The sequence below is a fragment of the Vibrio sp. 1731 genome (assembly GCF_033339955.1).
GTDB lineage: Bacteria > Pseudomonadota > Gammaproteobacteria > Enterobacterales > Vibrionaceae > Vibrio > Vibrio alginolyticus.
This window is the reverse complement of the sequence record NZ_JAWOVO010000027.1, coordinates 15,449-39,467: the sequence shown is the minus strand read 5'-3', so window position 1 is coordinate 39,467 and position 24,019 is coordinate 15,449. Positions and strand designations below refer to the sequence as shown.

Below are 24,019 nucleotides of genomic sequence, written 5' to 3'. Positions count from 1 at the left end.
GGATTTCAGAGAAATGAAGAATAAGAAGGTAATAACTTTGATAATGGCCGCAGCCGCATCATGCTCGTCAGTCTACGCCGCGACATTACCGACCAGTGAGGTAGACGCATACATACTTGCGATGAACACCATGTCACCTATCACTGCAAAGTACACCATCTAGTACAAGCAAGCGGTTGAGCAGAAATGCAATACAGCCCTGAGCGTTGAGCAGCTCAACTCAAAGGCATTCACCAATGTTGTCCAGGCAATGGTGAGTAGTGAGACCGTCGATAGAATGGGGCTTGATGCTGCTGGTGGATCACTCCAGGATACCCTGTCTGTGATCGGCAAGAACGTCACATGCAGTGACCTGAACGCGCCATTTAAAGCACTCTTGGATGATAAGGACTTCACCAGAAAGCATCAGCACCTATCGAAGGTGCTGCATACTTGGAATGAAGTTGTTTCTCAAAGCAAACCCTGAGTAACAAAAAGGAGCCTAACTGGCTCCTTTTTTAATGGGGATGATGTTACGTTCGTGGACGTTATTTTCACTCGGGATATGTAACGTTGAAAAAGGCGTACCGACAAGAGAGTGGTCACATAGCTCTCCATAATAGATGAGCGACAAAATCTCTTGCTCGTTGATTTTTCCCACCTTAAAAAGGTAATTGATTATTGCTGTATCCAGTAGGTCGTGACACCCATTAAGCAGATCCACGATATTGGCCGCAGCTTCATTTTCCTCTCCGTCATCTCGACCGGCTAATACTGATTCAACCCAAGCCTCAAGGCTCGGATGTCCCTCAGCGAGCTCTATTTGACGGCACTCGTTCTCGATCAACCCTGTGATTGCTTCGTTGAGCGTTCCGCCATAAGTCGGCATGTTGAGAACAACTCCAAATCCGGGGATTTCTTTTTGGATTGGCTTCGCATCCTTGGGAGCTGATTTCAGCCACAGGAAAAACCAGATCCCAGAGCTTATGTCTTCCGGCTTGACCTGGTTGGCCGCAAGGAATTTGGAAACCTCGTTACAGATGATGCCATCTGGCGCTGCCATCTCGTAAATACCCGCCATCAGATCTTCAAGGCTCTTATACATATTATCTCTCGCACCTGTACATGATGTTTTCACTATCGTTGTTAAGCGTTTTTTCAGCAAGTATGTTCCAGCGAGACATCTTATACCATTCCATCTAAATCTGTAAAATTACCGTATTACCGTATTACCGTAATTATGATAATTACGGTAAATAAATTTAAGTTCTTCTTGCTGTTGTTCTACTTATTAAAATGTATCTTTGAAAAAGTAGAGTTTTTGGAATAGGATAGGTGGTGCTGAATGCCCACTTTTTACAAGGAGCGCGACCAGTGATTTTTGATGTAAGAGCGACCTTTGAAGTGGCACTCCAGACGGACACCCACCTGGTACTTATCGATCTGGATCAGGGAGCATCAGTTACGAACGATGCTGATGCAGTGATCGCCTGGTTGGCCGCAAACCTCGAAGGTGGAATTGGAAAACGTAAGGTGTACTACCGGGACACCGATGGACGCTTTGATGAGCTCAAGGTTAATGCCGGTGCTTTTGCCGGATTTGCACCTTGTAGCGAAGGCCAGCAGACCACCTTGGCTGGGATGCTCGGCCAGTAACTTTGTGTGGAGAACTCGATGTTAAACAAAAACAAATTTGAGAAAGTTTTAAAGAGAATCCTCGATAAGAACTTTGAGCGCTGCTCTATTTGCAGGAAACCATTCCCTGGACCGTGCCATACTTTTGCTGGTTTGGATTCGGACAATAAAGTTCAGAACGTAGGTTCTTGCTGTCGGACCAGTATTGTGGACTTGCGGCATGGAGGTGTGTATACGACCGCTCCTGTAGATACTCAAGAGGGGCAAAGTCAGGCGCGTGAGCTACTCGCAACACATCCTTGTAAGGGGATGATGGGACATGCTTAGCAAAAAAGTCTTTTTCATTAGTCAAGCGGAGGCCGAAAGACTGGAGCCGGTTCCCGGTGCGGCCATGATCTCCATAACTGACCCAGACAAGTCCCCTGCCGCTCTCGGACAGTGGGGGCAGTTGTACCGCGATAGCTTCTATGACGGCGGCTATTCTGAGAACACCATCCACACGATGAAGGCAGCGTTCCGGATGAATTACGCCTCTTACATTGACTCATCCCAGGCTGAAAAGCTGTCCACCTTCCTGGATGGATTGGTTGGTAGCGGTATCGATCAGATCTTCGTTCATTGCTATTACGGAGAATCCAGAAGTGGCGCGGTAGCGCTGTACCTCCAGAACAAACATGGATTCACTCCGAATAAGCCGATCACCAAGCCCAACCGAACAGTTTACGAATTGCTGTGCAATCCAACCAAGTTTGAACCACTGATGCAAAGCTACGAAACGCAACATATGGAGGAGGAACTACCTCTTCACCTCAAAATATGGGATTTTCTTCTCGTTGCGGTCGGGCTTAGGAGGTAACTTTGCACGACACAAACAATGACAAGGAAGAGCTAGTTTCACATGCGAAAGTAAATGTTCCGGCAGAACAAAGCATTCGCGGTGAACTGTTGCCGTCATCGAGCTCGCTCCGGAACATCCAGGACAACCCCGCCGTCGCCTATCTGGTGAGCCTCGGGTCAAAGCGAAGCAGGCAGACCATGAGCTCATTCCTCAACATTGTCGCCAAGATGATCGGGTTTCAGAACCTTCGTGACTGTGCATGGAGCTCAATGAGGCGGCACCACATATTGGCGGTGCTGGAAATGCTGGGGGATGCAGGGAAGGCTCCGGCAACGATCAACACCTACCTGTCAGCGCTCAAAGGGGTGGCTCTTGAAGCCTGGACGATGAAGCAAATTGATACGGATAGCTTCCAGCACATTAAGCAAGTCCGTTCAGTACGTGGATCTCGACTTCCTAAAGGGCGGGCACTTGAACGCCATGAGATTCGCAGCCTCTTTTTCACATGTGAAAGTGATTCAAGCGCCAAAGGGCTTCGGGATGCGGCCATTCTCGGGGTGCTCCTCGGGTGTGGCTTGCGCCGCTCGGAAATCGTTGCGCTGGACATGGGAAGCATGATCTACAAGGACCGCGCTCTCAAGGTTCTTGGCAAGGGCAACAAAGAGAGAATGGCGTATGTGCCTGGTGGCGCATGGAAAAGACTGGATAAGTGGGTTGAAGAGGTTCGAGGAACGCATGAAGGGCCTTTATTCCCGAGGATCAGGCGGTTTGATGATGTGACTGGAGAGCGGATGTCGGATCAGGCCATCTACCACATCTTGGAGACCAGAAGAGTTGAAGCCGGTCTGGAGATGTTTGCGCCCCATGACCTGCGACGCACCTTTGCCTCCTCGATGCTGGATAACGGTGAGGATATTGTGACCGTGAAGGACGCAATGGGCCACTCAAGCATTGCAACTACCCAGAAATATGACAGACGCGGCGATGAGCGTTTGAAGAGAGCGAGCCAACGCCTCGATATAGCGGATTAACAGCATGAATGATGAAGAACTCGAACTTGCCAGAGCCGAAGCCATGAAAGCCGATAGGTGCTTTTCAAAAGGACGGCTCAGGGACGAATTTAGGATGAAGCCTAAGCCAGGAGTAGAGCCAGTTTCGTTCTACAAAAACGGGTATGGTGGCCAATTTGGAGTGTACCGGATAGCAGATTGCCAACCAATGCGGAGAAGGGGTTGTTCACCGGCATCACAAAAGCAAATAAGGGCGCAATCCATCCTTTCGGTCAAGGCAAGAATGCGTAGCAACCTGGCAAAGGCCTCTGTCATGGCACAAAGGTGGGTCGCTCTGGAACCTCTGGTTCTCGATACCGAGACGACCGGACTTGGTGAAAGAGACCAGGTGATCGAGCTGGCTGTTACTGACATCAGAGGCGCGGTTCTCCTCTGCACCAGATTACGGCCAACCGTGGAAATAGACCCTCAGGCAATGGGTGTTCATGGCATCACCGAGACTGAGCTGTCGAATGAGCCTACGTGGACTCAAGTTGCGCCAGCTCTCGCCCGGCTTTTGTCGGGCCGTCATCTGGTGATATTTAACTCCAGTTTCGACAGTAGGATGTTGAGGCAAACAGCCAGTGCATTTGGAGACCAACTCTCTTGGTGGCAAGAGCAGAACTGTCTGTGCGCGATGAAGCTGGCGGCTGATGCCTTTGGCTCAACCAACCGGCACGGCACAATCTCACTTGCGGATGCCACCTGCGAGGCAGGTGTGAGCTGGAAAGGTCGAGCCCATTCAGCAGCGACCGACGCTATTGCCACCGCCGACTTGGTGACAGAGATAGCCAAAGTCCAACGTGACCTCGTGGTCCAGCTCCAGGAGCTTCAAAGCAAAGGTAATTTGGAATGACAGAACAATCCTACGGCGAAAGTCTCAAATTTTTCTCAGACTGGCAGAAGGACCCCGCGAAACGCACCGGCCTGAATGTGCAACACACGCTAACCAGAGGTGAATATCCTACGGTCAGCATCGAGATTGCGCCGATCAGGGCATCGGGGTCCAGCCCAGACTGGAAAAGCAAGATCACGGTGCAGCTCACTCGCGGCGAACTGACGGCGTTTTGCAGCGTTCTCTTTGGTTTGCGTAGCAAGGCTGAGGGTTCCTATCACGGCGACGCGAAGAATAAGAGCTTTGCGGTTTACAACAACGGCAAGGCCGGTGTTGCGATCATCCTTAGTGAGCGAGGAAACCAGCTCCAGAATTTCATCAATGATGACGACCGAATGGAGCTCGCAGTCTTCGCAGTTCGCCAGCTTTCCAACGCATGGAAAGTTACCCCTTCTGATGCCATCGCGCTGCTACGCCAATCAGCGTGGATGGACCGAAATTTGTCCTAATCGAGCAAATCTAGGCACTCTAAAAGTCGTCCTATAACCACAAAGTTAGACCATCATGCAAAGTGGGGTATAGAGGGTGCCAGCCCCACCCCAGCAGTCCCCCTCAGCCACATTTCTGGCTTGCCCCGCGCTTTTCTTCTTTCTCTCTTTTTCTCTCTTTTTCTCTCTCTTTCTCAATCTAATCTCACACACGAAGGTCAAACAGGGCACCCGCCGACGCGAAGCGGAGGCGTATTCTTGCCCCTCCCCCTCGTTGCATGATGGTCTAAATCTGTCTACTATGTAACCAATGAACTGTTAGAACAAACCCACACATAGGCGGCAGCATGGCTAAAAACTTCATATCAGAACAATTCTCGGCCATGTGCCGCGACTTAACGAACCTGTCCTCTCTTATCAAACGACTACCGCCACGGTACGCAAAAGTTGCGGCCATCCCTCCTACCGGAAAAGGAATGGAGAACGAGCCCGTCAACAAGATTGTCGTAACTGAACAAACTGGGCGCGAAGCTCTTGAGCTGGCAGCGCACAGCTACAGAGATCTTCACATCAACCCAGACTATTCGCAGAAGTCTGCCAGGCGCACCGTGGGGGTACTCTGGTTCTCCCCTTCCAGGATTGGTGTAGCTGACGAAATTGCGGCGACGGTTGAACGCATCAACGCGGCCAAAGCTGGTATCGAGGAGTTCATTATCTCGACGTACCCCACCAGGCAAGAGAGGTTTGAAGCACTTCGAGCGGACTGCCCTGGTGTCATGACTCTCCACCTTTACAGACAAATTCGGTGCTATACCAATGGCGACATCGACTCTATCCGCTTCACCTGGCAACGGAAGGACTCCTTGAAGAAGCCCGTAAAAGAGGAGCTTTTGCAACGCATCAGAGAGGAGCTGGAGCGATCTGGGCCAGACTATCAACTTCCCCTGGAGCAGCTTATCCAGAAGATCGCCAGCACCCCGGAGCCTTATCTCCGGGAGCGAAGGGAAGTAAAGGTTCAACCGGTGGCAAACGTCATGGCCGCAGGGGTACTCAAAACCGTTACCGCGCCAATGCCCCTGATCGTGCTCCAGGATAAGGATGTTCAGCTCAAATTGCTTCGTAACTTTGACGCCTCAGAACAACGCAAAACTCGATCTGATAAAGCGGCATCGGAAATCCTTGGCACCTTCGGTGGAGTCACTATCGAATCCTTCCCTGGATGAATCAGCGTGACCGCGTAACAAGGCTTTTCCGCAGCCGGAAGGGCTTTGTCCCACACAAACAATTCCAATCGACAGCAGCATGATATATAATTATGATAATTACCGTATTATCGTAATTATCGTAATTATCGTAAACATTACAAATTAAAAGGAACGTTCTCATGGCAAGAAAATTGGTTGAGTTTGACGATGTAGCGGCTGCGGCCCAAAAGCTCAAGGACGCCGGTAAACGCCCAACGGTCATCGCTATCAGAGACATCATTGGCAAGGGGAGCTTTACCACCATTTCAACGTATCTCAAACAGTGGTCAGAGGAACACTCCCTCGATGAAGAGCTGGTAGAGGTAGTCCTTCCAGAATCGGTTATGAGCGATGCTGAGCTCTTCCTACAGAAGATCTATACGGTAGCCAAAGCAAGCGCCGATGAACAGCTTGAGCGCGAGCGTGAACTGCTACGACAGAAAGAAATTGAGTACCAGGAAGATATGCAGCAAGCCGTGGACATGGCAAATGATGCCACCGAACGGGCTGAGCTACTGGAGGAACAACTTGAAGCTCTCACCAACAAAAAATCAGAGCTCGATGCGGCCCTTGGTAAGGCAGAAAACTCGCTATCCCTCAAGTCTGCGGAGCTAGAACGCTCACTGGCTGACATTGATAAGCTGGAAAAGCGGATCGTTGAGTTGGAGGGCAAGCTGGAGGCGAAAGCCGCAGATCTGACCCGAGCACAGGATCACCTGGAGCAAGCTAAAAGCGAAAATCGCTCTTTGAGCCAAAAATTGGCAACTACAGAGGGTGAGTTGGAGGAGCAAAAAGGCAAGAGTATAGAGCAGACAGAAAAGCTCCGGGCCGCTCAGGAACAAAAAACATCGTTGAAAGAGCAGCTCGAAAATGTACAGGCCAAACTGGCCCAATCACAGGACTCCCTTGCCACAGCCAAAGCTCATGGCGAATCCGCTGAACGAGAGTGCCAGCGCCTATCTGGAGAGGTAGAAAAGCTGGACGCCAAATTATCCAGCGCCGAAGCAGAAGCTCGCGCTCTTGTTCAAGACAAAGGCATGATGGCTGGTCAGTTGCAGGAAAAAGACCAGCAGGCCAAGAGCCTCGAACAAAGACTCAATGATGCACTGACCAAAATTTCTGGGTTGGAGCAAGAGCTCGCTAAAGCTGGTAAGGGAGGGAAAAAGAAAGAGGAAAACTGATGGCGCGAAAGGCTAAATATTCAGAAGAGTGGCGACACAGAGCTGCGGCTCTTCAAACCAAGATTGAGGAGGCTATGACACTAGCCACCTCATCTATTGGCGACTATCGCTGGTTACACCGTCTCCATAGTTGGGTTACGGAGGTGGCTCAAGGTAAAGCCCCAGACTGGTGGACAGATCTGGATTGTGAAGTATCCCTCCCCCGAGAAGAAAAGCGGATCAGTACGTTCCTCTCGACACAAAAGAAGCGCATCACTCTCCAGATGTGTTTGTCGTAGGGGGCCTCATGAAACAACTTCCTCCTGACACACCAGAACAATCACTGATCACTCAGTACAAAGGGCCTCGCCTTGTCGTTAAGGCCTACGCTGGAACGGGTAAAACCACGACACTGGTGAAGTACGCCCACAACAACCTCGATTCACGTATCCTCTACTTGGCATACAACAGGGCTATCCGCGACGAGGCAAGAGAAAAGTTTCCTGCAAACGTAGACTGCAAAACGTCCCACCAGCTTGCCTACGCCACTATAGGAAGGGGCTACCAGCACAAACTCTCCGGCAACCTAAGGCTCACCGATATTGCCCAAGCGGTGAATACCAAGAACTGGACGTTTGCCAAAGATATTCTCGATACGCTCAACGCCTTTATGTGTAGTGCAGACATGCGGATTCTTTATACGCATTTTGCTCGCGCCGATACGGGTAAAGTGCTTACGTCCAAACAGGAGAGATACCAAATCCAGGTGGTCGAAGGTGCTGAGCTCATATGGAAACGGATGACAAACGTTCAAGATCCGTTCCCGACCGTACACGATTGCTACCTCAAACAGTATCAGCTCGGGATGCCGAATCTGTCTCGCCGGTACACCACCATTCTTTTTGATGAAGCACAAGACGCTAACCCCGTAACAAGTAGCATCGTCCTACAGCAGAACTGCAAGGTAATCCTGGTTGGAGATCGCCACCAGCAGATCTATAGGTTCAGAGGCGCAAACAACGCCCTTGATAGCAAAGAGCTCATGAACGCCGACCAACTCTATCTCACTCATAGCTTCCGCTTTGGCCCCAACGTTTCGCTGGTGGCAAACGCCCTTCTTGAACTCAAAGGTGAAACACGACCTGTTGTTGGCCGGGGACCAGCAGATCAGGTACTCATGTTTTTACCAGGTGACGTGGGCCACCGCGCAATACTTCACCGAACCGTCATGGGGGTTATAGAGACGGCGCTCTCTGCGACCGAATCCGGAGCGCAGGTATTCTGGGTCGGTGGAATCGACGCTTACCAGATCAATGAGCTCCAGGATTTGTACTGGTTTTCGATGGCAGAGCCAGACCGGGTAAAGAATAAGAAACTGCTTGATGAGTATGAAGACTACTTCGAGTATCAAGAAGTAGCGAAGGCGACCAAAGACCCTGAGATGATGAGGGCTGTCAAGATCATCAACAGCTACGATGAAATCCCTGAACGACTCACCACTCTACGACGCAATACAGTCAAAGAAGAGTTTGGGGCTGACATTACGGTCTCAACAGCTCATCGGTGCAAAGGGTTGGAGTGGGACTTTGTTCAGCTCTATGACGACTTTCCGGATGTCCTGGACCCAGAGCTCGACCCAATGGCCCGTGACGATGAAATAAACCTGCTCTACGTTGCATCCACCAGAGCGATGCGAATCCTTGCGTTGAACAGCGCTGTCGAGATGGTTATCCGCTACATCACCCAAAAACGCATGGTCGAGAAGCAGATGAAGATGGCCGCAGAAGCGACAGAAGTTGAAGAGGACACGACCAAATAGTTTGGTCAATTCTTTCACATGTGAAAGTTGACAAATAAAACGCTCTAAGCGCCCTAAATGGGCGCTTACACCTGCCTAATTTCACGCCTCCCACCTCTACCATATCGAGCATGGGAAAATACGTGCGTGAGACTATGAAAAAATCACCTTTGAATTTACTGCTCCTTGCAGCGCTCACGCTGGGGGCATCACACCAGGCTTGGGCTCAAGATGGCACAAGACCTGGTTTTTATGAGCGAAAGGAAGAGGGTTGGTTCTGGTACAAGGAAGAGCCCAAAGAACCAGAGAAAAAACCCGAAAAGCCCAAACCAAAGCCTGTGGCAGAAGCGAAGCCTACACAGCCTAAGCCTGCTGCTCCGCTTCCGAGCGGCCCAGAAATGTTCTCAGCGGAATGGTTCCGGGAAAACTTACCCAAGTACAAAGACCTTGCTTGGAACAATCCTACCGTTGAAAACGTCAGGACGTTTCTCTACTTGCAACGATTTGCGATAGATCGCTCTGAACAATTTTCCGATGCTACAGAGCTGGCGGTCGTAGGTGATCCTTTCTTGGATGAAATTACTCGACGTCCTGCTGCCACGTTTGCCTCACAACAAGTTGATCGTGACGCTGGTAACGCCAAAAACATGCTACTCAAAAGCGTAGCCGAACGCGTAGGGATATTCTTCTTCTACAAGTCCGACGATGACTACAGTGACTTGCAAGCACCGCTCATCAAGATGTTGGAACAAGGAGAAGGATTCTCGATCATTCCTGTATCTATGGACGGCAAACCACTCCCCAGTGGGCTTTTCCCCCATTACAAAACCGATGAAGGCCATGCCAAACAACTTGGTATCGTAACTTTCCCTGCTGTTTACCTCGCATCTCCAGACGGTCAGTTCGCTCCTATAGGACAAGGGCCAATGTCTCTTCCTGAGCTGAATCACAGGATTTTGGTCGCAGCAAAACGCAATGGTTGGGTCACAGACGAAGAGTTTAACCGTACACGTCCGGTACTCAACCTGGAAAACAACATAGCCGAACGCTTGGCCTCACCAGAGCTGGGCTCTGACCTCAAACAGCTATCTCAAGCGAGCGGTGATAAAGACAACTTTGTGCCACCGGAACAACTCATGAAGTACATCCGGGACAAATTACAGGAGAACTAAGATGGTCACGCACAAGACATTAAAAAGGAGCCTGCTTGCCCTGAGTGTGGCGGCCAGTCTCGTCATGGCACCGACAGGGGCGATAGCCGCTAACGGCCTCCAATCACAGATGGACAAACTCTTCAATGAAATGAGCAACACAACACCACCTGGGGTTTATGAAAGCCAACGACGTGGCGTTTTAGCTGGTGGCCGGTTCACTGCAAAGACACGAATCTTCGACGAGAACCTGGTGAGCTTTGCCCCTCCATCATGGAAAGCTGGTTGCGGTGGTGTAGATCTGTTCGGCGGTTCGCTTTCCTTCATTAACGCGGATCAAATTGTCCAACTCCTTCGGGCTGTAGCAGCCAACGCCAAGGGCTATGCCTTCCAGCTTGCGCTCGATAACGTTTTCCCGGACGGAGCGAAGTGGATAGAGAACTTCCAGAAGAAAGTGCAAGCGCTCAACCAACATCTGGGCAACTCCTGCCAGCTCGCTCAAGGTTTCGTGAACGACCTAACCAGCGGCATGGACCTTAAACACAAAACTGATGCTTCTATAACCGCGACAACTTCCGGCCTGTATGAAGACTTCTTCGGGTCCAAGCAGGAAACCAGCGGCAAGAGTCCTCTGGAAGAACTGAAAGCCAACAAACCTGACGAATACAACAAGATGATTGGCAACATCGTCTGGAAGCAACTCAAGAGCAACAACGCCAACACCTGGTTCCAGTACGGGGATAACACCCTTCTTGAAGCGATCATGTCTTTAACCGGCACAGTCATCATTGGTGATCTGGTAAACGACCCGAACTCAACCGGCACTGGTGCGAAAACAACCCCTCTGACGACCCTACCAGGTAACAAGATCACCTTGTCAGACCTGATTTCAGGCGGTTCTGTTGAGATCTATTCCTGTGATTCTGATACGACCAACTGCCTGAGTGCTGGCTCCAGCAATAAAACTGTCGTGCTCAAAGGTATCAAGAACCAGATCACCGATATGCTGTTAGGAACAAGCTCTACACCTGGTGTGATCTACAAATACGCAACGAACTCTGGAACCTTAACCGACCCAGAAAAGGCCTTTGTTTCTAACCTCCCCGGAGGGATTGGCACCATTGTTCGTAACTTGTCTGTCCTTTCACAGGACGGCGCTAACCTGTTCGCAACAGAGTCATCAGGAGCGATAGCCCTGACCATGATGTATAGCTTCTCGGAAGAGTTCTTCCGCGCAGCTCGCATTGCGATGGCTAACAGCAAATCACCCTACAAGAAAGAGGCACTAGAGCTTCTCGCGCAATCGCAACAGCAAATCCGTGCTGAATACACAATCCTGTCCTCTCAATACGGCGATCTGGCAAGCCAAATTGAGAAATACAACAACCTACTGGACAACATCCGCAAGCAAAAATACATGCTGGCAACTTTGTCCAATCCTCCTAGCACGAACTAAGGAGCTATTGGAATGGGATCTTTTTCAATCCACTCTATCGGTGACTCTGCTTTTCTGGAGCAAATCCTGATTGCAGTATCAATGATCACCGGCACCGGGGATTTCGAGAAGATGGTCAGTATTGGCCTGCTTCTTGGGGTCTTGATGATCTGTATTCAGTCCGTCTTTCAGGGCGCAAAGCAAATCAACCTCCAGCAAGTGCTGGTAGGTTGGATTCTATATGCCTGTTTCTTCGGCCCAACCACAACTGTGACTATCGAGGACGCTTATACAGGGCAGGTTCGAGTCGTCGCCAATGTCCCTATTGGGGTAGGCTTTGCTGGAGGTGTCATATCCAACGTGGGATACACCATCACCAATTTGTTTGAAACTGGATATGGGGTAATCGTACCCAATGTCACGGAAAGCCACTTTTCCGAAACACTGAAACTGTTGAATGACGTCAGACGGCGAGCCTATGACACAGGAGTTTTTACTGCGCTTAACTCAGCAAATGGAGGCGGCTATGTTGACGTGAGGCGTTCCTGGAACAATTACATTCGGGAATGCACGTTAACCAAAGTCGATCTCAACCTAATGTCCCTTGATGAGTTGATGAACCGTTCAACTGACTCAGCTTTGCGATTCAACTCACAGCTCTACGGAACTAGGTTGTATTTGTCTACAGCAAACCCTGACGGCGCTGACTACACATGTACTGACGGATGGGTGGCTATTAGCACTGCAACCGCCAACCTAAGCAGCCCGGTTGTTGTTGATGCTCTTAACAGCCTACTGGGTATTGACACGTCAACTGGAGACAACGCTCTAACGAAGCTGACCGATTCGCTTCAAGCGATGGGTGCCACAACTACGTCATCAATCGACTATCTGAAAGCCGCCGTTCTGGAGCCCCTCTATTATGAAGCCGCAGCAGGACGTTATCAGGACCTCCAGGATTATGGCTCTGCATTGATGGTCAACCAGGCTATTCAGCAACGGAACACACAGTGGGCCGCAGAGCAGTCGATGTTCATGACCGTCGTCCGACCAATGCTGACGTTCTTTGAAGGCTTTATTTATGCTATAACCCCGATCATTGCTTTTATTATCGTGATGGGCAGCTTCGGCCTCCAGTTAGCCGGGAAATATGTACAAACCATCCTCTGGATTCAGCTATGGATGCCAGTCCTCTCAATTATAAACCTGTTTGTTCATACCGCCGCGTCAAATGAGATGTCTAGCCTCAGTGCTGGTGGTCTCAACTCCATGTACGCTCTTTCCTCAACTGGAGATGTTCTGCAACACTGGATTGCAACCGGCGGCATGTTGGCTGCGGCCACTCCGGTGATTTCCCTGTTTATCGTCACAGGTAGCACCTACGCCTTCACCAGCTTGGCATCGAGAATAAGTGGTTCTGACCACGTTGACGAAAAGATGCAAACGCCAGATCTACTCAAGCAAGGTCCGGTTATGCAAAGTCAGCCAGCGTACAATCACAACCAGTTCAGTGGTGCGATTGCAAACGGCGCAGAAAGCATGATCAGTACCTTCTCGCTTGGCTCCACCTTGGCATCAGGCGTGAGCTCCGCACAGGCATTACAAAGTCAGAAATCGGAGGCTTTCCAAAGCACTCTTGGTCGAGGTTTTTCTGATGGAGTAAGTCAGGATCAAGCCTATTCAAGACTCTCCAATGTCGGGCGCAACGTTTCGTCGCAAAACACAGCTCAAAGCCAATTGATCAACCAGCAAGCCAAGAACTTCATGGATAAGTTCCAGGTGGATGATAGCCACTCTGATGCTGTCAAAGGTGCTTTTGCCATGCAGGCTATGGGCACACTCGATGTTGACGAAGCTGCGTCCATGCTTATGCCTATGGTTGGCAAGGCCAGGGCAGCAATGAAGGCCGCTGCTGGTGTGAAATCAAACAGTACAGCCCTAGTTCCTGCTGGTGGTAATGGCGAATCAGGCGGCGGCAGTGATGTCCTGGACATCAAAGCGCAAGCGAAGGGAGCAACAGAGTCATCAACTCAAGACTCTTCAAGCTGGTCAGCGAGTGATGTGTCCCAGTTCATGAAGGGTGTGAGCTATTCGCAAACCGATAGCCAGGCGTTGACAAATCAATTAGCGCAGGGTTTCAGCCGTTCTGGAAGCGAGTCATTCAAGCAAACCTGGGGCGATAGCTTATCCCAGAACCTATCCAAGTCCGCTTCTGAACTGGTGTCTGCATCGGACACCTTCACAACAATGAGTCAGCTCCAAAACCAAATGGGCTCCATGACTAATACCGACTTTAAAACTCTCGGTGGTGCAGTAGCACAAACCCCTGCGGCCATGAACCAACTGAATGACTATTTCCGAAATGCCGCGCCGCAATCGGTTAAAGACGAGGCGGCTTCACTACAGCAAAGATACCAAGCCTACGGAATGTCTCCTCAAGTGGCCCAGGCAGCAGCGCGAATGACAGCAATGACCAACTCCAAAAATTACGAACAGGGTAAGGAGCTTGGCGGGTATCAAGCCGCACTACAGGCGATCAATACCGCGTCCGGTCGCAACGGAGCATTTAGTGGTGATGCTTACGGAAATAACGGCATTGAAGGCCCGAATGTTCAAGGCCTACCAGGTCAGGTTCAAGGGGCTGTAGGCAGTGGACCTAACATCCCAACCGGATTCCGGGAGAATGTGGCTGGGATGGCTGGAACTAATCCGGCATCAGAAGCTGGGCAGTTACCAACGAATAGCCCCCTTGTTCAAAATGAACATGCAGCCGGTACGTCAGCTCTTCATAACCAAGCACAGCAAACAGAGCGAAATGTATCTGCTCCTGAACTGAAAAAAGCCCAAGATAACCTTATGAACTCGCTTCCGGAAATGTCTTGGAGCGCTTCGGCGTGGGGAGCGTGGGACAACTCCAGTGATTGGATGGGCCGCAGAGCTGAACAAGCAGGTGGAGCTCTCATTGCTGGTGGTCAAGCTGGCGCTGATGCGTTCTCAAGAGCGATGGATCAAATGAGAACGATGACACCTGAACAACGCGACCAATTCATCGCGGCCACTCAACGCGGCGACCAGGCCGTGCAAGAGGAGTTTGGCTGGGCCGGTGATGCGATGGTCGGTATGGCTAAACTTGGCCGCAACGTCATGGGAGCTGCTGCAAGCGGCTATGATGCAGCGAAGGAGTGGTTAACTGGTAAATCTGATCTATCGGAAGCCGCTAAAGGGATGAGCATTGAGGAACGCGGCGCGTTCTATGCAGCAGCGCTATCCTCTGCCGCAGAAGCTGGTGGTGGAGCCGCGCAGCAGTTTATGAACCAGTACGGTGATGAGTTCAAAGAAACGATGCAGTCTATCGCTCAAAGCCGTTATGGGCTGACTGAATCCCAAGCCGCTGTTTATGCCGAATCGTTTGACACAAACGAAGGTCGCATGAACCAGGCTGTTCAGAATCTGAAAATGGAGTATGCAGAACGTAACCCGGATGGCTCACCGATGATGCAAGGAGGTCAGCCTGTTCTTTCTCAGCAAAACGAAGAGTTTACGGACAAGCTGGTAAACGTATTGCAGAACTCGACGGAAGCTGGAGACCGTTCAGGTAGCTATTTGACTGCCGTCAGGGGGTACAACATAGCAAATCAAAGGTTCTAAAAGACCAACCAAATAATAAGGGGGCCAGCAGGCCCCCTTATTCGTCTCCAGCTCCAATATGGAAGCGCTGGTCAAAATCATAGGAATCTTGAAACCCACCAGTTTGTTTTTTTCTGCGCCGGGTAGGTGGTGCCTCTTTATATGCTGACCGCGCAACGCGGATAAAGCACGTTAGTCCAAACAGAGCCCCGACAACCAAAGCAACTTGCCACTGGAAGTAAGCGATCCCTCCCCAAAAGATAACAGCAGCCCAAAGGCTTTTGTGAACCAGAAATAGGAAACGAGCACCCCAAACGCCGAAGGGAGCCAGCGCCACACCAAGTCCCCAAGGTGTGTCAGCCATCATGGCTATTCCCAGAAGCACCATTCCCAGCAGAAGAATATTGACCACATGTTTCATATCAACCCCCTTACTCTTTACCTCCAGTTTACCACGGCATCAAAAAATGCAACTGTGAAAGTTTGACTATTTTTTGCTAAACAACCATTCCATTGGCAACTTCTTCGATTAGAATTTGCCCTCAAACTTTCACATGTGAAAGTTTGCCCTTACGGAACAAGGCGTTTATTGACAAAGCATTACATAGTTGAACATGTCAAACAAATCGCATACACTATGGAATAGGCCATTGCTAACGCTTTGGTCCCCATCTGCAACACCGCAGAGTTCTCTTTCTCAAATATCTCTTTCTGTAAACACCATCATCCTTGTGTGGTCGGGATGCGCCTTTGCCTTCCCTGCCCTCCTCAGCTCCTGCTGTATTCGCAATTTCAGCCCTCGCTGTATCCCTAAAATCACTTATACCTAAACGCTATTTAATATCACAAAATACCGCACTCCCCGTGCGCTATTTCCGCCATTCTTTTGGCGCACTTTCCATTACTATCGCAAAAATATCCGTATCCCATTGATTACTAAAAGTATTGTAACTTTGTTCCGTCGGTACAAAGTTAAGTGTATGTTTTTAAAGGTTTTTTATTGTTGACAGCATCATTATTTGGGCTTGTAAAGGCGCAAAATGTGTCAGTTTGTGACAATAGAAGAACTCTAAAAGCGTTCATCGAATAACGCACTTTTTGTATGGCTAACAACGCAGTTTAAAGGGTGGCAAACAATGGATAAATGCCAATTGATAGACATCCCAAGCGACCCAGAGAAGAAACGTGAGTGGATCAAGTACAAACTCAAGATCCAGGGGCTTTCTCTGGCCGCATTGGGCAGAAAACACAAAACATCTCGGCAGGTGGTGTCTACGGCACTCTATAAGCCCAGTCCACGCTGGGAACATGAGATAGCTACAGCTTTGGGTGTGAAGCCGTCTGAGATTTGGCCGGAGCGGTACGACGAAGAACACGAAATACCCCTCAGACATAAGGAGGCAAGCTGATGAAGAACAAAGCCAAGGCGCTAGTTCTGTCTGCGGCTCTCCTTTCATCAACAGCGAATGCTATTGACCTGAGCGGAACCATCTTCGACAAAGCAGCGAAAGCATATAACCTCGACCCTCTTCTAGTGTATTCGGTCGCATTGGCCGAATCTGCATCAGGGAGAGGTAATGGCTCTATAAGTCCTTGGCCTTGGACGCTTCGCGTTCCTGGGCTTCCTTTCTATGCTAAGTCGGAAGATCAGGCAAAGGCTAAGCTCGCTGAGTTTCAGCAGCAGTACGGTCGTGCCATTGATGTCGGGTTTATGCAAGTGAGCATCCGGTGGAATGGTCATAGAGTTTCTTCTCCAGCAGATCTTCTCGACCCAGAGACCAACGTCATGGTTGGGGCAGAGGTGCTATCAGAAGCCATTCAGTCATCTCCAAATGACTTGGAGCTTGGCGTTGGCCGCTATCACGCCTGGGAAGACGAAATCCGAGCCAGAAACTATGGTAGCCGAGTCTTGGCTATCTATCGCAACCTTCGTGATTTGTGAGGGGGGCGGAATGTTGGAACTGGATATTATTGGTGCGTGGGATGCAAGAGCCGTCAACCTCGATCAAGAAGAAGCTGATAGAAACGTCTACGAGTTCGATCTGACATTGTGGAACCTGCTATCCACTCTGGCAAAAGAACGTCCAGATGATGCGGCCTCACAATTTTCTTTGGGCATGGACACCGTTCAAAAGCTGTCACTGGCAACACCTTCCCAATTGGAAGCTCTGGCCTCTGGCGTGTTGATCTCTTTCAAACTCGAAACAGCAGAGCAGAACATCATCACGCGACTCTCTGGCGACTACGACCCTGTAGTTTTTATCAACCATAGTGTTGATGAATTTGATGCTGCCTACTGGTTGCTATTTAACCGCGTCGCATCGAGAGACCCGGAGATGGCAAAGGAAGTTTTCGGGGTTTCGAGAGAGCTTGCGGAGCTGGTGGCTAAGGCAACAGACAGCCAGTTGCGCCACATGTCTGGAACAACGGTTACGCATTTTACGCTTCGTTTTGCTCCGAGCATCATTGAAGAAATTCTCGATGACAGCCGGGAAGAGTTAACACACCCGGTATTGAAAAAACTGCAACAGTCTCTACAGGGACGTGGGAGGTGGAGATGAACATTGGCAACTCTGGTACATTGGGTCGCTGGGTTACAGCTCGACACATGGCCCTTGCTGGGTACATCACAAAAATCATCATGATCGAGACTGGTCTGACCTACAAACAGGTCAGACGGCTTTACCAGGATCTGGAGAGGGACGGATATACTCTGGAACGAAAATCCAGAACTTTCCGGGGTGGTGCGACACTGATTCATAGTCACACATCCAAGATACAGGCCTCTCTTCTAATGCAGCTCTACTTCAACATTGGTGGAGAAGCCGTGTTGCGGTCTGTGAACATCAAAGCCTTGAACAAGGCATTTAGAATGTATCACGCAATCCGCAAAGAAGTGCCCGGAATGAAAGGTGCTCGGTGGGCTCCGTTTGATATTACTGATGCCTGGTGTCTTGCTTCGGAGCTGAGAAGTGGGGACGCAATGCTGGAGGTGTGCGACAACTGCAAGTGTACGTACTTCACCTCTGTTAATCAAAGAACCTGCGTTGAATGTCCGTTCTGCAAAGAACAAGGAAGGCATGGTGGTGGGGAGAAAGAGTGTGCTTGAGTAGACTATGACATTTCGGACCAGAAGATGAGCGCCCAAACTTTGCGGCGCTCATTTTTTTACTTCTTCTGTGGGATACGGTAGCGCTCCAGCTCGACAGCTCCCAACCCCTTGAAAGCATCCGGGCGACGTCCTTGCCCACTCCACGAAACTCCGTCTTTTGAATATTTAGCATTATCAGGTTCTGATCTGCTCGTGAACATTTCGTTGAGCAAGCCGATGTCCACACCGCAGGATTCCATGTCGCTCATTATTCGCTCAGCCTGAGCTCGCTTTTCTTTTTCTTCTTCTTCTCGCTTTTTGTACTCTTCCTCCAGTTCATTGAGAACGCCCTTCATTCTGTCAATGATCTCCCGAACTTCATCTAACGGGAGTCCTCGCAACAGGGTGCGAATGCGGCTTTTACGCTTTAACTCTGCGATTATTAACTCTCTACGTTCAGCCGCTGATAGCGTAGAGAACTCCTCGTGGTCTTTCATGTCATACGGAGCCCATCAGTTTTCCTTTAAGTGAATCACGTTGAGAGTTCAGTTTTGCGTCAGTCTGCACTGGCGAATTTTGATGCTGTGCAGGTTGACTCTCTGAACTCTGTTGCTCAAAAGACCCAATGTTGCCAGAAAATCGAAGAGAATAAAGACCCAATAGAGCAAGGGCGCGGAGCCGATCACTACGCGCCTTATGCTGCATCTGGGACAGTTCACGATAGAGCTCCGGAAAGGCTTGCTCCGATATGTTCAGATTAGATATTTTTCCATCCCATTTGCTACCAGCCACAACGACCTCCTATCTATCAGCCGCAGAACCAGAAGCCCCTGGCATTGGATGCCACGGATTCGTTGGGCAGTACGATCCTGCTCTTAGGGAAAAGCTCCTTGGCCGCATCTTGGTAAGCCTCGGCACCGCCGCCAGCCAGCAGAACTACGTCAGCATCCATCCCGTCCTCACGCATTGACTTCCGCATAGGGATCAAGGCGTTTTGAGCGACTTTGGTTGAGGCTTTCTTGAAGTAGTCTTTGATCGATACCTTTTCACCGTAGAGGAAGATTTCGGCCTTACCGGCACGAATAGCTTTCTCGATCTTTTCGATGCCAGGGGCACCGCCGTGGTCTTCCTGAATTAGCCGGTCCGTTTCCTGTAGCAACACCGACATCGCCTTGAGGCTGGTGCCAGATGAGTGATAGCGGACCTCTCCCTCTTCAAGAGCTACCCAGTCTACAGAAAAGAACCCAGGGTCAATTACAACGGTTTTTCCTCCCTGGATAATCTCCAGGAGGTCTTCATCTTTGGTTGAACTTACAACATCCATGTAAGCACCGGCAGGTTGAGGTACAACCACGACAGACTTAACCGCTACCGATCGTTTTGGCGTGATCTGGTGTTCACCCTCAAGCCGAGATTTCAACGCCTCTCTGCGCTCTACGTCCATGTACTGACTAACAGGCAGGCCAGTCACCAGCACATCGATCTCCTTCTGCTCGGACATCAGGAGTGCAGCGTAGAAAAGAGCCTTGTATGGATTGGTCGAAGGATAGTCGCCGTGAAGCTCACGCTCCCATCCTTGCAATCGGTCAGGCTCGACGCCTGCAACCCATTTCTCTCCATCAATCACAACCTGAATGCAGGTCCCTGCACCGCCAGTTAACTGTTGTGGCATCAGTTCCAATGGACCTGCCCCCACCGGCATGACGACTGTGCGAGCTTCCTCACCTTTATACCCCATTGCCATTTTCAGGTTGGAGTAACCAATATCCAAACCCAGAACAAATTGACTCATGAAATCCTCCAAAGATTGCTTTTAGATTGCTTTTCGATTGCTTGCCGCGTGTTGGATAGAGAATAAGGCTAAAAGCGGGGACAGATGGCCTGTGTAATTGCCCAAAAGGGGCATATAGGTTGCTTTTCGGTGGCTTTTTGATCGTTGAGTAAGGGAACCTATGGGAACGCTGCACGGATAGGCTCAGATAAACAGACCTTACCCTCGCATCGAGAACCGCTTGCCCTCCAGCATCGAGAGACGGTGGTAAAGAGGCATTTGGAATCTTTGATGCCATATCCAATATATCTGGAATCTTTAAATATAGATTCATATGTAAAGAGGCTGTGAAAGAATAAGAGCATCAAGATTCCAGATAGATAGAGGGAAATTTGACAAATTCCAAAGATGGGTTAGCCTAGTGACAGAACTAGATTCCAGTATTGGAATAATCAGCTTTAAATTCCAGATAGATAGTTATGTGGATAGGAATTGGATAGGAATTGGGAGGGTATTGAGGTGAGTCTACCAACAGAGCGATGGCTAGATCTGCTAGATCCGAAGCTCGAAGAAGAACGATCCGAGATAACAGAGGATCTGCTAGAGGCAGAGGGACGAGAGTTTGTTGCAGAGGTACGGAGCAAACTGGATCACGCCTTAGCGGTTCTTGCTGTCGAGGCGCAGCAGGAAGCGGACATGTACTGGAACGCGCACAAATCAGCGCGTGAAGAAGCGTCAGAGGACGAACAAGGGCGTGTCGGTACACGGGTTCGCATTCTAGGCGTATCACTCGTTGCAGAGTGGTATCGCAACAGATTTGTCGAACAAGTTCCCGGACAAAAGAAAAGGGTTCTATCGACACATATCAAGAAGGGTCGCGGTCATGCCTACAGCATGTCGCACTTCAAGAAAGAGCCTGTCTGGGCACAAGAGTTGATCCAGCAAGTTGAAACCAGGTATGCCGTGTTAAGACAACGCGCCACTGCCTTAGCAAAAATTCGCCGGGCGCTAAACGAGTACGAGCGCCAGCTAAACAAGACACATAGCGACGAGGTGTGACAACATGACAGCATCTGTAGCGGCCACTGAATTGGCGAAACTGGGGAAATGTGAAGCGATGATCAAGAAAGTCGCCAGCCATCCTCGCCCTGCCCTGTCAAAGCGCCCACAATCGCCACAGGGGACAGATAGCACCCTTCGGGGTGAGTTCGCTCATTTCCGATATGAAGCGGCAGCCCTGCGTTTTATGAGCGGCACTGCGGGGGCTAAGCGTCGCATCTACCAGCTAGTGTTTTCAGCGACGGTAGCAGCGGGAGCATTGACAATGCTGGCGGCATGGACCACCAGCTAGAAAGTATCGACGGAACAATCATGAGCAAGAGAACCAAAGACAAAGACCTGGAGAAACTCGACGTAATCAAAGACTCACCGCAAATGAGCCTGTTTGAGATCATTGAATCTCCGGCCAAGAAAGACGACTACTCCAACACCATCGAGATCTACGATGCGCTGCCGAAGTACATTTGGGACCAAAAGCGTGAGCATGAAGATTTATCCAACGCTGTAGTGACACGACAATGCACCATCAGAGGCCAGCATTTCACGGTGAAGGTGAAGCCAGCCATCATCGAGAAGGATGACGGAAGAACCGTGCTGATCTACGCGGGACAGCGAGAGGAAATCCTTGAGGATGCTCTACGCAAGCTCGCAGTGAACGGGAAAGGCCATATCATCGAGGGCAAGGCTGGAGTCATGTTCACTCTGTACGAACTCCAGAAAGAGCTCTCGAAGATGGGTCACGGGTACAACCTGAACGAAATCAAGGAAGCAATCCAGGTTTGTCGTGGCGCAACACTCGAATGTATCAGTGATGACGGTGAAGCCTTCATCAGCTCCAGCTTCTTCCCGATGGTGGGACTGACCACCAGAGGTGAGTTTCGCAAGAAAGGCGGGAACGCCAGGTGCTATGTGCAGTTCAACCCGCTGGTAAACGAATCGATCATGAATCTGTCGTTTCGTCAGTACAACTACAAAATCGGAATGCAAATCCGCTCCCCTCTTGCACGGTACATCTACAAGCGAATGAGCCACTACTGGACTCAAGCATCACCAGATTCGCCGTACACGCCATCGCTTATCAGCTTCCTGACCCAGAGCCCTCGTGAATTGAGCCCACGGATGCCGGAGAACGTCAGAGCCATGAAGCTCGCTCTGGAGGCCCTCATCAAACAAGAGGTCATAAGCGACTACGACGCGAACCAGATCAAGGATGGCCGCAGAGTCATCGACGTGCGGTACGTCATAAGGCCTCATGAGAACTTCGTGAAGCAGGTGATGGCGTCCAACAAGCGTAAGCAGCAGACAGAGCTACGGGCCATCAAGCACGGCATGATCGACCACGACATCATTGATGAACCCCAACGTAAGGGGAGATAGCCACCAGAATCTCCCACCCCCCAGGGAAAAGAAAGATAGGCGCGTCAGCGCCTTTTTTTATGCCAGAAGAAAGCGCACAAGGTACGCCCACCAGGCAGGACCGGAAACGGAATGCCTCCGCATATGGGGGAGCTGCACGGATAGAGCGAACGTGACCCCAGATGCAGCGTGGGCTGGGGCTCTATATATGGGATCGCTGCACGGTAGTCGCAAGCTGAGTCTCAGTATCGTGCAAGCGTAAGCCACGACGAAGGATAAGTGCCATGCTGCTCCAGTGGTTCCCGTAGAGTGGTTCCCGTAAGGTATTGATAGTTAAAGGGTGAGGATGTGGGGGACCTGCACGTTATGAGATTTGATATGTGGGTACGTTGCACGAAAGCAGGTCCTGAACCTCTCGATATATGGGAACTCTGCACGATTGACGAAGCAGAACAAAGATTGACAGATCAGGACAAACCTAAAAAAGCAGTCAAAATGACTCTAATAGTCCATAAAGTGATCACGCGCACACAAAAAGAGGCCAAAAGTTATCCACATTTCCTGTGCATAAACGGGGTTTTGGTATATGGGAACGCTGCACGATCATATGTGGGTACGCTGCACGGTGCAAAAAACGACCAAAATTGACATGTGGGTACGTTGCACGTTCAGAAAATTGTATATGGGGCGACTGCACGTATGACCTTAGACATGTGGGAATACTGCACGAACACCAGATCTGATATGTGGGAACGCTGCACGAAAGCTCTGTTTTGTAAGGATTTTGTGGAAAAAAGAGGGGTTCCGTGTGGATAACAGTGGATAAGATCCAAGGGTATGTGGGGACGTTGCACGGCAACCTATGGGAACGCTGCACGGCAACCTATGGGTTTGTTGCACGGAATAAATATGAAAACACCAGTAATATCAATGTGTTGAGTGGTGATTTAGAACGCCTAACCTGTCTTTAACCGTTTTTAATCCTTTATACAAAGATCTAAAGATCTTTATATTTATCCTTTTGATCACTGAACAAAAAATAATCAACACTGTTTTTTTAGAAAAAAGTCTCGTATGCAAGGCCGAACAGGACGAGTATCACCAACAAGATAAGCATCGACAGCACAAAGTAACCAGACTCGTACATCACAGCTTTGATCACAGAAACGACGCTGATCGATCTTCCAGAGATCCTCCCGATGATCCACTGAAACGCAACGAACGAACCAAGCCCACAGATCAGAACCACCGCTACGGAGACAAGTGCATGTTCCCTCAGGACAGACTCACTCAGGAAACCATACTGCATCCCCATCAATACAAGCCTGCCAATGCCAAAACCCAGGCCCAATGCAACAGCTCCACGAACCAGCACGACCTTCAACGACTGGAGCCATGTCAGCTCAAGATCCATCCCCTTACGGGAAGACCGACGCACCAGCACCGTAGATATGCCCAACCCCAAAAACACCAAAAAAACAAAATCCAACATTGCCACCTCTG

27 protein-coding genes are annotated in these 24,019 nt (G+C 50.1%); 21 read left to right on the top strand and 6 right to left on the bottom strand.

Annotation, left to right across the window (positions count from 1 at the left end):
• Positions 1-13 precede the first annotated feature (13 nt).
• Complete coding sequence (locus R7035_RS26215) at positions 14-163, top strand: hypothetical protein (RefSeq protein ID WP_001326395.1); 150 nt, start codon at positions 14-16, stop codon at positions 161-163.
• Positions 164-250: 87 nt separating this feature from the next.
• Complete coding sequence (locus R7035_RS26210; protein ID WP_000254804.1) at positions 251-466, top strand: hypothetical protein; 216 nt, start codon at positions 251-253, stop codon at positions 464-466.
• Between the two features lie 15 nt (positions 467-481).
• On the opposite strand, the gene R7035_RS22125 is transcribed toward R7035_RS26210, so the two are convergent.
• Positions 482-1,144, bottom strand: coding sequence for a hypothetical protein (locus tag R7035_RS22125; RefSeq protein WP_015063586.1), 663 nt, complete (start codon positions 1,142-1,144; stop codon positions 482-484).
• 209 nt (positions 1,145-1,353) lie between these two features.
• Between R7035_RS22125 and R7035_RS22120 the strand changes: the two genes are divergently transcribed.
• The 12 genes from R7035_RS22120 to R7035_RS22065 all read left to right on the top strand — a co-directional run bounded on the left by R7035_RS22120 (position 1,354) and on the right by R7035_RS22065 (position 15,260).
• Positions 1,354-1,635 carry a hypothetical protein gene (locus R7035_RS22120; RefSeq protein WP_000575657.1) on the top strand — a complete coding sequence of 94 codons (282 nt, stop codon included), beginning with the start codon at positions 1,354-1,356 and terminating at the stop codon, positions 1,633-1,635.
• Between the two features lie 298 nt (positions 1,636-1,933).
• Entirely contained in the window at positions 1,934-2,470 is a 537-nt protein-coding gene (locus R7035_RS22115) for a hypothetical protein (protein ID WP_000949433.1), read from the top strand.
• Positions 2,471-2,472: 2 nt separating this feature from the next.
• Positions 2,473-3,483 (top strand): tyrosine-type recombinase/integrase, encoded by a 1,011-nt coding sequence (locus R7035_RS22110; protein WP_000543934.1) that lies wholly within the window; start codon positions 2,473-2,475, stop codon positions 3,481-3,483.
• A 4-nt stretch (positions 3,484-3,487) separates the two neighbouring features.
• Positions 3,488-4,357: a 3'-5' exonuclease gene (locus R7035_RS22105; RefSeq protein ID WP_000997323.1), complete on the top strand. Its 870-nt coding sequence runs from the start codon at positions 3,488-3,490 to the stop codon at positions 4,355-4,357.
• Positions 4,354-4,845: a hypothetical protein gene (locus R7035_RS22100; protein ID WP_000139717.1), complete on the top strand. Its 492-nt coding sequence runs from the start codon at positions 4,354-4,356 to the stop codon at positions 4,843-4,845. The genes R7035_RS22105 and R7035_RS22100 overlap by 4 nt, the downstream gene beginning before the upstream one ends.
• Before the next feature lie 326 nt (positions 4,846-5,171).
• Positions 5,172-6,047 (top strand): DNA replication terminus site-binding protein, encoded by an 876-nt coding sequence (locus R7035_RS22095; RefSeq protein WP_001097010.1) that lies wholly within the window; start codon positions 5,172-5,174, stop codon positions 6,045-6,047.
• Between the two features lie 161 nt (positions 6,048-6,208).
• Positions 6,209-7,249, top strand: a complete 1,041-nt coding sequence (locus tag R7035_RS22090; RefSeq protein WP_000101568.1) for a DNA-binding protein — start codon at positions 6,209-6,211, stop codon at positions 7,247-7,249.
• Complete coding sequence (locus R7035_RS22085) at positions 7,249-7,527, top strand: hypothetical protein (RefSeq protein WP_000101263.1); 279 nt, start codon at positions 7,249-7,251, stop codon at positions 7,525-7,527. Before R7035_RS22090 ends, R7035_RS22085 begins: the two co-directional genes overlap by 1 nt.
• Before the next feature lie 8 nt (positions 7,528-7,535).
• A complete protein-coding gene (locus R7035_RS22080) occupies positions 7,536-9,047 on the top strand; it encodes a UvrD-helicase domain-containing protein (protein ID WP_000811656.1) in 1,512 nt (503 codons plus the stop codon).
• A gap of 134 nt (positions 9,048-9,181) precedes the next feature.
• Entirely contained in the window at positions 9,182-10,198 is a 1,017-nt protein-coding gene (traF, locus tag R7035_RS22075) for a conjugal transfer protein TraF (RefSeq protein WP_000749520.1), read from the top strand.
• A 1-nt stretch (position 10,199) separates the two neighbouring features.
• Positions 10,200-11,633, top strand: coding sequence for a conjugal transfer protein TraH (locus tag R7035_RS22070; RefSeq protein WP_000256129.1), 1,434 nt, complete (start codon positions 10,200-10,202; stop codon positions 11,631-11,633).
• Positions 11,634-11,645: 12 nt separating this feature from the next.
• Positions 11,646-15,260: a conjugal transfer protein TraG N-terminal domain-containing protein gene (locus tag R7035_RS22065; RefSeq protein ID WP_000534551.1), complete on the top strand. Its 3,615-nt coding sequence runs from the start codon at positions 11,646-11,648 to the stop codon at positions 15,258-15,260.
• 37 nt (positions 15,261-15,297) lie between these two features.
• On the opposite strand, the gene R7035_RS22060 is transcribed toward R7035_RS22065, so the two are convergent.
• The gene (locus tag R7035_RS22060; protein WP_000683483.1) at positions 15,298-15,660 is read right to left on the bottom strand and encodes a hypothetical protein; all 363 of its coding nucleotides are present in this window, start codon (positions 15,658-15,660) and stop codon (positions 15,298-15,300) included.
• Between the two features lie 715 nt (positions 15,661-16,375).
• Between R7035_RS22060 and R7035_RS22055 the strand changes: the two genes are divergently transcribed.
• Genes R7035_RS22055 through R7035_RS22040 form a run of 4 tightly spaced genes read left to right on the top strand, consistent with a single transcriptional unit; the run spans position 16,376 to position 18,348 of the window.
• Entirely contained in the window at positions 16,376-16,648 is a 273-nt protein-coding gene (locus tag R7035_RS22055; protein ID WP_000356489.1) for a transcriptional regulator, read from the top strand.
• Positions 16,648-17,181 carry a transglycosylase SLT domain-containing protein gene (locus tag R7035_RS22050; RefSeq protein ID WP_000790610.1) on the top strand — a complete coding sequence of 178 codons (534 nt, stop codon included), beginning with the start codon at positions 16,648-16,650 and terminating at the stop codon, positions 17,179-17,181. The genes R7035_RS22055 and R7035_RS22050 overlap by 1 nt, the downstream gene beginning before the upstream one ends.
• Before the next feature lie 10 nt (positions 17,182-17,191).
• Positions 17,192-17,800, top strand: coding sequence for a hypothetical protein (locus R7035_RS22045; RefSeq protein WP_000891157.1), 609 nt, complete (start codon positions 17,192-17,194; stop codon positions 17,798-17,800).
• Positions 17,797-18,348 carry a FlhC family transcriptional regulator gene (locus R7035_RS22040; protein WP_001020646.1) on the top strand — a complete coding sequence of 184 codons (552 nt, stop codon included), beginning with the start codon at positions 17,797-17,799 and terminating at the stop codon, positions 18,346-18,348. The genes R7035_RS22045 and R7035_RS22040 overlap by 4 nt, the downstream gene beginning before the upstream one ends.
• Before the next feature lie 59 nt (positions 18,349-18,407).
• Here R7035_RS22040 and R7035_RS22035 read toward each other — a convergent pair whose 3' ends face one another.
• Genes R7035_RS22035 through R7035_RS22025 form a run of 3 tightly spaced genes read right to left on the bottom strand, consistent with a single transcriptional unit; the run spans position 18,408 to position 20,122 of the window.
• Positions 18,408-18,827, bottom strand: a complete 420-nt coding sequence (locus R7035_RS22035; protein ID WP_000651490.1) for an H-NS family nucleoid-associated regulatory protein — start codon at positions 18,825-18,827, stop codon at positions 18,408-18,410.
• Between the two features lies 1 nt (position 18,828).
• Positions 18,829-19,122 (bottom strand): hypothetical protein, encoded by a 294-nt coding sequence (locus R7035_RS22030; protein WP_000919078.1) that lies wholly within the window; start codon positions 19,120-19,122, stop codon positions 18,829-18,831.
• A 16-nt stretch (positions 19,123-19,138) separates the two neighbouring features.
• Complete coding sequence (locus tag R7035_RS22025; RefSeq protein WP_000077458.1) at positions 19,139-20,122, bottom strand: ParM/StbA family protein; 984 nt, start codon at positions 20,120-20,122, stop codon at positions 19,139-19,141.
• Between the two features lie 498 nt (positions 20,123-20,620).
• Between R7035_RS22025 and mobI the strand changes: the two genes are divergently transcribed.
• The 3 genes from mobI to R7035_RS22010 are packed head-to-tail and all read left to right on the top strand — an operon-like array spanning position 20,621 to position 22,537.
• Positions 20,621-21,160 carry a conjugative transfer protein MobI(A/C) gene (gene mobI / locus R7035_RS22020; protein ID WP_001447712.1) on the top strand — a complete coding sequence of 180 codons (540 nt, stop codon included), beginning with the start codon at positions 20,621-20,623 and terminating at the stop codon, positions 21,158-21,160.
• 4 nt (positions 21,161-21,164) lie between these two features.
• Positions 21,165-21,452, top strand: a complete 288-nt coding sequence (locus R7035_RS22015; protein ID WP_000127321.1) for a hypothetical protein — start codon at positions 21,165-21,167, stop codon at positions 21,450-21,452.
• A 20-nt stretch (positions 21,453-21,472) separates the two neighbouring features.
• Positions 21,473-22,537 (top strand): RepB family plasmid replication initiator protein, encoded by a 1,065-nt coding sequence (locus tag R7035_RS22010; RefSeq protein ID WP_000044787.1) that lies wholly within the window; start codon positions 21,473-21,475, stop codon positions 22,535-22,537.
• A 1,036-nt stretch (positions 22,538-23,573) separates the two neighbouring features.
• Here R7035_RS22010 and R7035_RS22005 read toward each other — a convergent pair.
• Positions 23,574-24,008 carry a hypothetical protein gene (locus tag R7035_RS22005; protein WP_000883925.1) on the bottom strand — a complete coding sequence of 145 codons (435 nt, stop codon included), beginning with the start codon at positions 24,006-24,008 and terminating at the stop codon, positions 23,574-23,576.
• Positions 24,009-24,019 lie beyond the last annotated feature (11 nt).